The 12,731-nt window shown below is 68.3% G+C and carries 11 protein-coding genes; 5 read left to right on the top strand and 6 right to left on the bottom strand.

Annotated elements, in window-relative coordinates:
• Positions 1-10: 10 nt before the first annotated feature.
• Genes ACLBYA_RS12450 through ACLBYA_RS12440 form a run of 3 tightly spaced genes read right to left on the bottom strand, consistent with a single transcriptional unit; the run spans position 11 to position 4,468 of the window.
• On the bottom strand, positions 11-694 hold the full coding sequence (locus ACLBYA_RS12450) for a TVP38/TMEM64 family protein (RefSeq protein ID WP_447709719.1): 684 nt from the start codon (positions 692-694) through the stop codon (positions 11-13).
• Positions 691-2,103, bottom strand: coding sequence for an NCS2 family permease (locus tag ACLBYA_RS12445; protein ID WP_447709718.1), 1,413 nt, complete (start codon positions 2,101-2,103; stop codon positions 691-693). The genes ACLBYA_RS12450 and ACLBYA_RS12445 overlap by 4 nt, the downstream gene beginning before the upstream one ends.
• 10 nt (positions 2,104-2,113) lie before the next feature.
• Positions 2,114-4,468: an AAA family ATPase gene (locus tag ACLBYA_RS12440; protein ID WP_447709717.1), complete on the bottom strand. Its 2,355-nt coding sequence runs from the start codon at positions 4,466-4,468 to the stop codon at positions 2,114-2,116.
• A gap of 239 nt (positions 4,469-4,707) precedes the next feature.
• Here ACLBYA_RS12440 and ACLBYA_RS12435 point away from each other — a divergent pair, with 239 nt between their 5' ends.
• Both ACLBYA_RS12435 and ACLBYA_RS12430 read left to right on the top strand, forming a co-directional pair.
• Positions 4,708-6,477: a hypothetical protein gene (locus ACLBYA_RS12435; RefSeq protein ID WP_447709716.1), complete on the top strand. Its 1,770-nt coding sequence runs from the start codon at positions 4,708-4,710 to the stop codon at positions 6,475-6,477.
• 260 nt (positions 6,478-6,737) lie between these two features.
• The gene (locus ACLBYA_RS12430) at positions 6,738-6,953 is read left to right on the top strand and encodes a hypothetical protein (RefSeq protein WP_447709715.1); all 216 of its coding nucleotides are present in this window, start codon (positions 6,738-6,740) and stop codon (positions 6,951-6,953) included.
• A gap of 298 nt (positions 6,954-7,251) precedes the next feature.
• Here ACLBYA_RS12430 and ACLBYA_RS12425 read toward each other — a convergent pair whose 3' ends face one another.
• The gene (locus tag ACLBYA_RS12425; protein WP_447709714.1) at positions 7,252-7,659 is read right to left on the bottom strand and encodes a hypothetical protein; all 408 of its coding nucleotides are present in this window, start codon (positions 7,657-7,659) and stop codon (positions 7,252-7,254) included.
• Complete coding sequence (locus ACLBYA_RS12420; RefSeq protein ID WP_447709713.1) at positions 7,659-8,399, bottom strand: SDR family NAD(P)-dependent oxidoreductase; 741 nt, start codon at positions 8,397-8,399, stop codon at positions 7,659-7,661. Before ACLBYA_RS12420 ends, ACLBYA_RS12425 begins: the two co-directional genes overlap by 1 nt.
• Before the next feature lie 64 nt (positions 8,400-8,463).
• On the opposite strand from ACLBYA_RS12420, the gene ACLBYA_RS12415 reads away from it, so the two are divergent.
• The 3 genes from ACLBYA_RS12415 to ACLBYA_RS12405 are packed head-to-tail and all read left to right on the top strand — an operon-like array spanning position 8,464 to position 11,630.
• Positions 8,464-8,997 (top strand): hypothetical protein, encoded by a 534-nt coding sequence (locus tag ACLBYA_RS12415; RefSeq protein ID WP_447709712.1) that lies wholly within the window; start codon positions 8,464-8,466, stop codon positions 8,995-8,997.
• 10 nt (positions 8,998-9,007) lie between these two features.
• Positions 9,008-10,081, top strand: coding sequence for an NAD(P)H-dependent amine dehydrogenase family protein (locus ACLBYA_RS12410; protein WP_447709711.1), 1,074 nt, complete (start codon positions 9,008-9,010; stop codon positions 10,079-10,081).
• A 10-nt stretch (positions 10,082-10,091) separates the two neighbouring features.
• Positions 10,092-11,630, top strand: coding sequence for an acetolactate synthase large subunit (locus ACLBYA_RS12405; RefSeq protein WP_447709710.1), 1,539 nt, complete (start codon positions 10,092-10,094; stop codon positions 11,628-11,630).
• Here ACLBYA_RS12405 and ACLBYA_RS12400 read toward each other — a convergent pair.
• Positions 11,627-12,700 carry an SAM-dependent methyltransferase gene (locus ACLBYA_RS12400; protein WP_447709709.1) on the bottom strand — a complete coding sequence of 358 codons (1,074 nt, stop codon included), beginning with the start codon at positions 12,698-12,700 and terminating at the stop codon, positions 11,627-11,629. The two genes, ACLBYA_RS12405 and ACLBYA_RS12400, sit on opposite strands and share 4 nt — an antisense overlap.
• Between the last annotated feature and the right edge of the window lie 31 nt (positions 12,701-12,731).

Below are 12,731 nucleotides of genomic sequence, written 5' to 3'. Positions count from 1 at the left end.
GACCGCGGATTCATTCGTTTGCGCGGTTACGCCAGCTGCGGTAGCCGCGGTGCGCGGCGAACGCGCCGATAACGGCGGTCACACACCACACCCCGATCGCCACGTACACCAGGGGAGAAGTCAGATCGTCGACCGAGGCTCCCAGCGTGGTGTACACGAACGCGCGCGGCACCGAACCGATGAATGCGCCGATCATCATCTGCCACAATGGAACTCCGAACGCGCCGAAGGCGTATGAGGCCGCGGCGTCGGATATTCCGGGCACGAACCGCTGGCCGACCACCGCCCACAACCCGCCCCGGGCGATCAGTGCGTCGATCCGGTCGGCCCGCTCGGCGCCCAGCAGTGCCCGGGTACTGTCCCGGCCGGCGCGCCGGCCGGCGAGGCTGGCGATCATCGCGGTGCCCACGGTGGCGCCCAGGGTGACGAACACCCCGACGACAGGTCCGAAGAGCAGCCCGCTGCCGGCGGCCAGGATCGGGCCCGGCACGAACAGGCTGCCCAGTATTGCCGACACCACCACATAGACCAGTGGTGCGGCCGGTCCGGTGGAGGCCACCGCCGCACGGATATCGGTGACGTCGAGGACCCGTTCGATGCCGATCAGGTACCAGAGCCCGAGCAGGAACGCGGCCAGCGCCGCCAGTCGGATGATGTGGGTACGGCGCGAGGGTCCCTCGATGTCGACGGTCATACCCCGATCAGCGAGTCGATCCAGCCGCGGGCGAAGTACAGCAGGAACCCGACGGCGACGACCCACAGCAGCGGACTGATCTCACGGCCCTTGCCGGCCGCGGTCCGCACGATGACCCAGGAGATGAACCCGACGCCGATACCGTTCGCGATCGAATAGCTCAGCGGCATCACCGCCACGGTCAGCACCACCGGCAGCGCGATGGAGAAATCCGACAGGTCGATATCGCGCAGGTGCGAGGCCATCATGGCGCCGACGATCACCAGCGCCGCGGCTGCCACCTCGGTGGGCACGATCGCCGCCAGCGGGGTCACGAACATGGCCGCCAGGAACAGCGCGCCGGTCACCAGGCTGGCCAGCCCGGTGCGGGCACCCTCGCCGATACCGGCACCGGATTCGATGAAGACGGTGTTCGACGATGCCGAGGCGGCACCGCCGACGACCGCGCCGGCGCCCTCGACGACCAGCGCGGACTGCAGCCGCGGGAAGTTGCCCTGGTCATCGGCGACACCGGCCTGTCGTGACAGGCCGGTGAAGGTACCCATGGCGTCGAAGAAGTTGGTGAACACCAGCGTGAACACCAGCATGACCGCGGCCAGGATGCCGATCCGCCCGACACTGCCGAGGCTGAACTCACCGACCAGGGACAGGTCCGGCACCGCGAACGGGGACCCGGACAGCGTCGGCACCGACAGGCCCCAGCCGCCCGGTTTGTCGACCGAGGAGCCCAGATGCCAGATCGCCTCGATGGCGACGGCGACGACCGTGCCGGTGATCAGGCCGATCAGGATGCCGCCGCGGACCTTGCGGGCCACCAAGATTCCGGTGATCAACAGGGTGAACACGAAGACCACGGTGGGGATGCTGGTGATCGAGCCCGCACCTTGGCCACCGAGCCCGACCGGTGGCGAGGGCCCGCCGGTGGACGCGACGAAGCCGGCATCGACGAGCCCGATGAAGAGGATGAACAACCCGATGCCCGCCGTGATCGCCAGCTTGAGCTGCATGGGCACCGCATCGAAGATCAGCCGGCGCAGACCGGTGACCGCCAGCAGCACGATGATGATGCCGTTGATGACCACCAGGCCCATGGCCTCGGCCCAGGTCAGCTCGCCGACCACCGAGGTGGCCAGGAACGAGTTGATGCCCAGCCCGGCGGCGAACGCGAACGGTAGCCGCGCGACCACTCCGAACAGGATGGTCATCACCCCGGCGGCCAGCGATGTCACGGCCGAGACCTGGGTGAATCCCAGCTGGTTGCCGGTGACATCCGCCGAACCGGACAGGATGATCGGGTTCAGCACGATGATGTAGGCCATCGCGATGAAGGTGACGACGCCGCCACGCAGCTCGGAAGAGATCGTCGAGCCGCGGGCGGTGATTTCGAAGAAGCGGTCCAGCCGGTTCACGGTTCCGACCTTAAGGTGTGCCGGGCGATGACGAGTGATCACGCGCCCATTGCAGGAAGTCCTCGGCGGCGAACACCGGTTTGCCCAGTTCGTGCGCCTTGCGGGCCTTACCGGACTGGGTGCCGGCCTCGGCGGTCACCAGCACCTCGCAGCGGGTCTTGGTCACCGTCTTCACCGGCGACAGGCCGGCGGCCGTCGCGAGTCGCATCATCTCCTCGCGCGGCACCTCACGCCCTGCGCCGTCCAGCGCGGTGCCGGTGAAACAGATCCGCGCGCCCGCCACCAGCACCGCGTCGATATCGGGCATATCGGATTGTGTTGCGGTGTCGATGATGTCGACCCCGAGCAGGGTCTGCGCCGTGTGCAACCGGTCACGGGCCTCGGCGGTGAGCCGGACCCGGCCGGCCGCGGCGCGCAGCTGACCGGCCACCGAATGCCGGGCCGCCGCGACCCACGGCGTGTCCGGTGGCGCCGCGGTGGTGGGTAAACCGAGCAGGGCCGGCCCGACGTACGTGCTGACCTCCAGCAGCGCCGACAGGGCGGGCAGGTGCGCCGAGGTCGGTGTCGGCGTGTCGGGGTCGCGGGTCAGCAGATGCCCCGACGCCGATTCGGGTGGGTCGCCGAACGGTGTGGAACCCGTTGTGGGTGGTGTGTTCTCGGTGAACCGGTGCAATGCGGCGGTGGCGCGGTCCAGGGCGCGGGCTGCGTTGCTCGCGCCGCGGTTCGGTACGCCCAACGGCATGACCGTCACGTGTCCGAGCCGTTTGAGCTCGAAGTCGATCAGGCCGAGGGTCTCGTCGATGTGCGGTCCCACCGGTGTGCAACCGGTCAGCATCGGGGCGATGATCGCCCAGGCCTCGGCCAAGGTGGGGGCCAGCAGGATATCGGCGACGGTGATGCCGTAGGCGGTACGCGCGTCGGCGAGATCACGTTGCGGGTTGACCAGCGTGCTCACCGCGGTGCCGTCGTCGAAGGCGACGGCGAGTTCGACCGGGCGGGGCCGCGACATCCGGCCCTCGTCGCCGACGGTCAGCATGCCGATGGCACAGTGGCGACGGGCACCCTGATCGTCGTCGCCGGCGGTCTGCAGGAACCGTGCGATGCGCCGGTCGGTCTTCAGATCCTTGGGCAGCACAGGGCGTTTGAGCACCAGGCCGCCCAGTGAGGTGCAGCGGCTCAGGGCCACATACAGCTGCCCGTAGGAGAACATGCCGCCGGTCAGGTCGACAACCAGGCGGTCCAGCGTCTGCCCCTGGCTCTTGTGGATGGTGATGGCCCAAGCCAGTTTGAACGGCAGCTGGGTGAAGGTGCCGCAGACCTCGTGGTGCAGCGAACCGCCCTCGATGACCGGCCGGGTCGCCTCCCACACGTTGGGGCCCACCTCGGCGCGGGTGCCGTCGGTGAACTCGACGATGACCGATGAATCAACTGCCACCTGCGCGACGACCTTGCCCAGGGTGCCGTTGACCCAACGGTCGGCCGGATCGTTGGTGAGCATCATGATCTGTGCGCCGATCTTGAATCGCAGCGTCTCGTCGGCAGGTGGGTCGAACAGGCTCAGATCCCCGGTCTGGCGGGCATGCGCGACGATCTCGTCACCGTCGAGCCGCCCGAGCTGCTGCCGGTTGCGCGCAGTCACCAGTCGGTTCGTCGGGGCCAGCGTCAGCCAGAACTCGTCATCGGGCGGCACGAAGTCCGGATCGGTGCGGGCGTTCAGTTCGGCCTGCGCATGCCCGAGCAGCACACCCTCACGGATCTCGTTGAGTATGGCGGTCATTCGGTCGTCGCCGAGCTGGCGGAACACCGTGGTCAGCGCGACCATAGGGAACTCGTCGCGGTCGAAGCTGTCCGCGGAGAAGAAGTACGGGGTCCCGTACCGGTCGGCGAAGAAGGCGGCCTCGTTCTCGGTGACCACCGGCGGCAGCTGGTAGAGGTCGCCGACCAGGACCAGTTGCACCCCGCCGAACGGGGCACCCGGATCGGGGCCGTACCGTCCCAGCGCGGCGGCCACCTTGTCGAACAGGTCGGCGCGGACCATCGACGCCTCATCGATGATCAGGGTGTCCAGTGCCTTGACCGTCCGGGCGAACCGTCCGGGGTAGTAGCGGCCGGTCCGGATATCGGCCAGCGTGGTGGTGGCGTTGAACCCGAACAGTCGGTGCACGGTGTAGCCGTCGACATTGAGTGCGGCGATCCCGGTGGGTGCGACGACCACCACATTGCGGTCGGTCTGCGCCATGAAACGCCGGATCAACGTCGACTTGCCGGTGCCGGCCTTACCGGTGAGGAACATGTGCCGGCCGTGGGCCAACAGTTCCATGGCGTCGCGGAATTCGTCGGTGAGGACGAATTCGCGGGTGGGCATCCGGTCATGGTGTCAGATCACCTGCGGTCAGGATCTGCGTGGCTTCAGCCGAAACCGGTTGACGGCCCGGTTGGCTGAAAGCAGGTACTTCCGTGGCCATGTAACACTGCGGCGCCCACAGCGATGAACCATGCGAGACAGCTGCTGGGCCGCACGGCCGGTGTCGGGGGAGATGACTGCGCAATGCAGTAGTGGCTGAGAATTGCCCTGCTCCTAGAACTTCGAGGAGTCGATGCACCATGAGTGCCGCACGTGAGGAATTCCTGATGCGCAGCCTGGTGGCCGGGGTGGCCTCCACGGTGGTGCTGTCGCTGACCGCATTGACGGTCGGCGTGGCACCGGCGATCGCCGATCCGTCTTCCGCGGAGACGACCACCGTCGAGGTGCCCGAGCCGGAGACGGTGTACGAGCAGCCGACCGCCGAGGCGACGGTGGAGCGCACACCCGAGCCGGTGGTCGAGGTCACGACGCCGACGGTCGCGCCGGTGCCCGACTCACCGGTGGTCACGAAGACCGCCGAGCCCGAACCCGAACCCGTGGTGACGCCGACGGCCGAACCAGCACCCGAGCCGGTGGTGGCGGAGCCCACGACGCCCAGAACCACGGTCAGCACGACGGCCGCGCCGGCACCGCGGACCCAGACGCCGGTCACGTCGTCGGCGGTGACCTCGTCGACCGTGGCACCGTCTTCGCCGCGCAGCACGACTCCAACACCGGCACCGCGCACGTCGGCCCCGGCCGCCGAGCCCGCTGCGGAGCCCACCCACACCGCGAAGCCCACCACGGCCGAGCGGCCCGTCCGCTCCGCCGAGACCACCACCGAGAAGCCCGCGGAGGTAGCCGCCGAGACCTCGGCCGAGTCCACCGAAACCGCGAAGCCCACCGAAACCGCGAAGCCCACCGAAACCGCGAAGCCCACCGAGACTTCGGAACCCGCGGCGCCCACCGAATCTTCGGAGCCGTCAGAGACCACGGAACCGTCGGAATCCGTCGAATCCTCCGAGGTGGAAAAGACCGCCGCGGTCATCGAGACGCTGAAACCCGACACTCTCGCGGCCCCGGCCGCCGATGTCGAGCTGGCGCGCATCGCGGCGCCGGTCGAGGTGAAGCCCGAACCGGCCCGCGTCGACGAACTCGCGCAGCTGTCGTCGTTGATCGGTGTCGAGCGGGAGCGCGACCGCCTGGACGACGAGCGCCGCGATTTGCGGGAGGATCAGCGACAGCTGCGCGAGGACCAGCGCCAACTGCGCGAGGATCAGCGTGAGCTGCGCGCCGAACAACGTGACTGGGACCGTCGCGTGCGGCAGTGGAATCCGGACTGGGTGCAGTACGACGAGTTCTACCGGCCGATGATCGTCAATCCGTACCGCGACCCGGTGCGCATCGTCTACGAGTACGAGAACCGGCCGCGCGTCGTGACGATCCCGCCGTTGCAGCGAATGGTCATGTACGTCGCCGACCTGGCCGCCTACAGCTTCACCGCGGTGGTTCTCAACACCATCAACACCGTGGTCAGCACGGCGGTCGGGGTCGCGGTCGGCAGCTTCTTCGGGGGCGGCTTCATCCCCAACATCGCCAATATCAATGCCATCGCCCCGCCGCCCCCACCGCCGCTGTACCGCTACGACAACGTGCCGGTCCAGGTGCGCTACTCGGATGCGGTGTACGAGCCGTTCCGGGTGCAGCGCATCGTCGATGTCGGCGATGACGCCCGCTACGGCGAACGTCGGGTGCTGCTGGACGGGGTGACCCCGGCCTGGGGTGTGTGGAAGCAGAGTGCCGGAGGGGAGCGGCTTTTCGAGGTGCACCGCACCCAGCAGTACCCGGGTCTTGACGAGCCGCGCGAGGCTCCGCTGCCCGGTGACTACCGGTTGCGGCTGGCCGCCGAGGCCGCGCCGGAAACCGGGGGCGACAACCAGACGCTGTTGATCACCGCGGCAGTCGCGTGCGCCGTGCTGAGCCTCGGCGCGGTCGGCGGTGCGGCGCTGATGGGCCGCCGCCGTACCTAACCATCTGCTCGCAAGCGGGATCCGGTATCGCGCCGTCGCTAGCGTCTGGCTGATGGCTGACCATCTGAAGGTGTCGCGGGTTCTCGTGCTGGGGTCGATGTTGTTCGTGGCGGGTTGCGGCTCGCAACCCACTGTGGACGATCCCGCCCCGGGGCGGAGGAGGCCGCCGAGACGTCGTCGGTGGCCGCTGCGGTGGTGATCGATGCGTGCGCGCTGCTGTCAGCGCAGGACGTCACGAGATCGGGAATCCGGGTTCGGCGGTGAACAACACCCTCCCGCCGCCCGAACCTGGGTTTCCCGATGTGGGTACACCGGGGCCGGACGGCATGCGTTATCTGGTGCCCGGGCAGGTGGAGTTTGCCGCGGGCGGCCGCAACAACCTGGTCCAGGTCGCTGTCCTGTCGATGTCGGCCGACGAGTCCAGCGCGGCAGCCGTCGACCTGGCCCGCAAGATCGGTCCCCAGATCCCGCGCTGACCAGAAGCTCGAGAAGTCCTGTTGCACACGGCCGATCTCGACGTTCTCACCGTTGAAGTCGGCAGTGCACGTCACCACCACCGTGTACACCTCCCTGGCCCGGTAGGTGCATTGCGCCTGCAGGTCTGAGGTGTTGCCCACAGTCACCTTGGCGCGCAACCCTTCACGCTTGATGCTCAGCGTCACGGCGTTCGTCGGCGCCTTCTCGACAGGTGGGGGCGGAGGCGCGGGAATCGGCTCGGCTCTCCGTGGCAACCGGTATCCGCGTCGCCCCGGTCGGCTAGCTCTCCGGCGCGACTCAGGCGTGCACGTCGCGCAGGCCTACGGCACCGCGCAGGCCCGAGCAGTTGACGCACCCGACACAACCGACACAGTCGGTGCACGCAACGCACCCCACACAGGCCGCGCACTTGCGGCACGCCACGCAGCCCAGGCAGGCCACACAGCCGACCAGGGCCGCACACAACACCAGGAAGGCGCTGCCGACGACCGCGAACCCGCCGGCCACCCCGGCGCTACCGCCGGTGCCGATCGACCCCGCGACCCCCGCGCTCTGCACGGTGGCGATGGATCCGACGACCCCGGCGCTGCCGACCGTGCCGATCGAGCCGGCCACCCCGGCGCCGCCCACCGTGCCGATCGAACCTTCGACCGCCGTGCTGCCGACCGTGCCGATCGAGTCTGTCCCCGAGGCGATTTCGTTCATCAGTCGGCACCCTTCCCGTTGTCGACGCGGTAGACCGCGCCGTGGATTGCGGCCGCGTCGTCACTGGCCAGGAACGCGATGGTCTTGGCGACGTCGGTCGGATCCATCATTCCGCGCGGCGCGGCGATACGCATGATCAGATCCCAGTCGGCATCCTCGGGCGCGGCGAACTCGGTGACCTGCGCGGTCAGCATGCCGCCCGGGCACACCGCATTGACGCGCAGCGTCTCCTTGGTGAACTCGACCGCCAGTGCCCGGGTCAACCCGATCAGCCCGTGCTTGGCGGCGCAGTAGCCGGCCGAGTACACCTCGCCTTCGACCCCGGCGACCGATGCCACGTTCACGATGTTGCCGCCGGCGGCAAGCAGATGCGGCAGCGCGGCCCGACACAGGAAGAACGGCCCGTTGAGATTGACCGCGAGATCGAGATCCCAGTCGGCATCGGTGACCGCGGAGGTGCGACGCATCTGGTGGAACCCGGCCACATTGGCCAGCACATCGACACGCCCGAACGCCTCGACACAGTCGTCCACGGCCTGCTTGCAGGCCTGCGCCGAGCCGATGTCATAGGACCGGAACCGCCCGCCGGGTACCTCGGCGAACACCTCGGCCATCCGATCGGTATTCCTGGCCACGCCGTACACGGTGGCCCCGCGCTCGGCGAACAGCTTGGCCGTGGCGGCGCCCAGCCCAGCCGACGCCCCGGTGATCAATGCGACTTTCCCGTCCAATGAGGTCATGTCCGGAACCCTCTCACGGAGCAAACGCCGGACGGGTCAGATGGGCCCTGCAATACTGCGACGTGTGAACACACTTCGCGGATTGTTCAGTGTCGCGCTCCTGGCGGTGGGCATGGTGGTGTTCGCCGCACCGGCCCAGGCCAACCCGCAGCACATCCTGGAGGGCAACTACACCTTCCACCAGGACGGTCTGCCCGAGGCCAACTGGGCGATCTACCCGATCTGTGTGCCGGTCGTGGGTGATCTGCGGGTCGAGATCCGCGACCCGGTCGCCTGTGTGCTGAAGGTCAGCTCGACACCGACCGCGGTCGCCAAGGGTGGTGACGCCAAGCTCACCAGTGGGCAATGGACCTACAACGTCAACACCATGGACGGGTTGACCTGTCCGAACGGTGACACGGTTCCGCTCTACGAGACGTACAAGTTCGACTCGGTCACCATGACCGGGGTGCGCACCATCTCGCACAACCAGGTCTGCGGGCTGCCCGCGACGTTGGAGACCAAACCGTTCACGCTGACCTTCCGCGACCCGTTGCCCATCCCGGTCCAGGAATACCCGCTGTACTGCGAACCCGGCGGCCTGCGCCGGTGCTACTAGGAGCAATGCGATGAGCAAGCGTGTAGTGGTCTGGGGCACAGGTTTCGTCGGCGCCATGGTGATCGCCGAGATCGTCAAACACCCGGCGTTCGAACTGGTCGGGGTGGGCGTCAGCAATCCGGCGAAGGTCGGCCGTGACGTCGGTGAGATCTGCGGCCTGGGCGGGGCGTTGGGCATCACCGCGACCGATGACGTCGATGCGCTGATCGCGTTGAAACCCGACGCTTTGGTGCACTACGGGCCGACGGCCGCGCAGGCCGACGCCAACATCGAGCTGATCACGTGCTTCCTGCGGGCCGGTATCGACGTCACCTCGACGGCCATGACACCGTGGGTGTGGCCGCAGATGCACCTGAACCCGCCCAACTGGATCGATCCGATCACGCAGGCGTGCGAGGTGGGCCAGGCCTCATGTTTCACCACCGGCATCGACCCGGGTTTCGCCAACGACCTGTTCCCGCTGACGCTGATGGGACTGTGTTCGGAGGTGAAGACCGTGCGGGCCTCCGAACTGCTGGATTACACCAACTACACCGGTGACTACGAATTCGAGATGGGCATCGGGCGCCCGCCCGAGTACCGGCCGCTGCTGGAGAGCCCGGAGATCCTCATCATGGCTTGGGGCGCAACGGTTCCGATGATCGCTCATGCGGCCGGGATCACGCTCGACGAGATCACCACGACCTGGGAGAAGTGGGTCACCCCCGAGGATCGCAAATCCGCGAAGGGGGTTATCGAGTCGGGCAATGTGGCTGCCGTCCGGTTCACCATCAACGGTCGCTACCACGGTGAGACCCGCATCCAGCTCGAGCATGTCAACCGGATCGGCCTGGACGCCGCACCGGACTGGCCGACCGGCAACGACAACGACGTCTACCGTGTGGATATCGAAGGGACGCCGAGCATTTCGCAGGAGACCGCGTTCCGCTTCACCGACGGGTCGGGGCGTGATGCCGCAGCCGCCGGTTGTCTGGCCACCGGGCTGCGCGCGCTCAATGCGGTGCCCGCGGTCAACGACCTGCCGCCGGGGTGGGTGACGGCGCTGGATCTCCCGCTGATTCCCGGTGTGGGGACCATCCGCTAACTTGGTGTGGGTGACGGCAACCGGGGCCCAGATAGTCATCGAACGATTGCTCGCCGCGGGCGTGTCGGCGTGCTTCGCCAACCCGGGCACCTCCGAGATGCATTTCGTGGCGGCGCTGGACTCCGCCCCGGCTATGCGGGCGGTGCTGTGTCTGTTCGAGGGGGTCGCCACCGGCGCGGCCGACGGTTACGCCCGCATAGCCGGCACACCGGCGGCCACCCTGCTGCACCTCGGTCCCGGGCTGGCCAACGGGTTGGCCAATCTGCACAATGCGCGGCGCGCACACTCGCCGGTGGTCAACGTTGTCGGCGATCACGCCACGGGACATGTGCCGTTCGACGCACCACTGGAATCCGATATCGAGGCACTGGCCGGCTGGCCTGACGGGGTGGTGGTCCGCCCGGATTCGGCGGCAGACCTCGGCCCGGCCGTCGATGCCGCCATCACCGCGGCGCTCGGACCACCGGGTCGGGTCGCGACGGTGATTCTGCCCGCCGACTACTCGTGGAGCCCGGCCGAACCGCCGGTCGAACGGCCGACTGTCGACACGCCCGTCGATACCGGGGTGGGCATCGACGTGGCGCTGGACGTACTGCGGTCGCACGGCCCCGACACCGTCGTGTTGCTGGGCGGTGAGGCGACATCCGCGGCCGGGTCGACCGCCGCCGCGCGGATTGCGGCCGCCACCGGGGCTCGCCTGCTGGTCGAGACCTTCCCCGCCAAACTTCAACGAGGGCAGGGACTTCCGGTGATCGAGCGGCTCGGGTACCTGGCCGAGCAGGCCGAACAACAGCTCGCCGGGGTCAGTCATCTGGTGCTGGCCGGTGCGCGGGCGCCGGTGGCCTTCTTCGCTTATCCGGGCAAGCCCAGCAGCCTGGTTCCGGCCGGTGTGCAGACTCATGTGATGGCACCCGGTGACCTCGGCGCGCTGGCCGACCAACTCGGCGCCGGACCGCTGCAGCTACCGGAGACGTCGGTCCCGGAATTGCCCAGTGGTCCACTGACGGTGGCGAACTGGGCGCAGGTGATCGGTGCGCTGCTGCCCGAGCGGGCCGTCATCTCCGATGAGGCCAACACCAGCGGTGTGCTGCTGCCCGCCGCAACCGCGGGATCGCCGCGCCACGATGTGCTGACCTTGACCGGTGGTGCGATCGGGCAGGGGCTGCCGGTGGCCGTGGGCGCCGCCGTCGCCGCCCCGGACCGTCCGGTGATCGCCTTACAGGCCGACGGTAGTGCGCTGTACACGATCTCGGCGTTGTGGACGATGGCCCGGGAGAACCTCGACATCACGGTGGTGATCCTGAACAACCACGCCTACGCCATCCTGCAGCTGGAACTCGCCAGGGTCGGGGCGCACGAGACGGGGGAGCAGGCCAGGTCACTGCTGGACATCAGTCGCCCGGACATCGATTTCGTGGCCATCGCAACGGGTTTCGGAGTACCGGCCAGCAGGGCGACCACGGCCGAGGAACTCGCCGATCAGTTCCGCGCCGCGCTGGCCGCACCCGGGCCGCATCTCATCGACGCCGCCGTGCCCGCCTGGGGCTAGCTGCGCGGCTTCTTGTGCAGCACCACCTGCGCCATCGGGATCTGCATCTCCTGCGGTTCGGCGGCCATCCGAGCGCTGACTCCAGCCTGCAACGCATCACAGAACCCGGCCCGCCGGGCCGGGTCGACGAAGCCTGCCAGCGCTCCGAACACCGCAGCCCGCAGGAACGCGCCCCACTGAGCGCCGAAAGCCTTGGTGTCACCGTCCTTCTGGTACTGGCGCCAGAACCGGTCCTCGGCATCGAACACTTCCAAATGTTCGATCGTCAGCTGTTCCAACCGGCCGGATGGTGCGAACGGGGTGGCGAAATCTGCCGCCGCGCGTCCCGCGATCGGGATCGACATCCGGCACAGCTCATCGGCGGTGATCACGTTGCGCGCCACCAGTTCCGTCAGCTCGGCCAGCAGCGCGGCGAACAATGGTCGGTAGCCGAATTCGCCGTCCTCGGTGATCGCCATCGTCATCACCACGGCACGACCACCCGGGCACAGTTCCCGCCCGCGATAGGCGACGAACTCATGCCAATCGCGGGCGGCCAGCCGCGCATAACTGCCGCGGACTTCACTGTCGGCGCTGAGCGAGGAGTGCACGTGGTCTCCCACCGTGGCCGGGATGCTGCTCAGCCACAGGATCGACCAGGATGACCAGCCGAGGCTGACGGTGTTGGCGGGCAGTATCTGGGTGTAGAACGACCGCCCGACCGCTGAGGAGAAGGTCGCCGCGTCATGACGCAGGTAGCTGTCCGGATCGTCACCGAGCACGCGGAACAGCTCGCAGAAGTCGTTCTCCGGGACATCGGTGTGGGTGACCAGGATCGAATGCTCCGGGCGGGTGCGCTTGCGCAGCACGGCGATCGCCGCATTGAGGGGCAGCAGCGAATTGTGACCGTTGGCGGCGCCGTAGTCGGCGATCACGATCGGCAGCGGAGCGCGCGGGATCGGCACCGCCGCGGCGGCCTGTTCGAACAACCCGATCGCGCGCTTCAGACCGGCGGCCTGCAACCGGGAGGCAGCACTGTAGTCGCCGCTGCCCACCGGTATGGGGCGCACCACCACGCTCGACTCGGGCATTCTCGTCAGGGTAGTCCCGTACGCCGGTACG

The organism is Mycobacterium sp. C31M, assembly GCF_053345865.1.
This window is presented reverse-complemented; position numbering and strand designations above follow the sequence as displayed.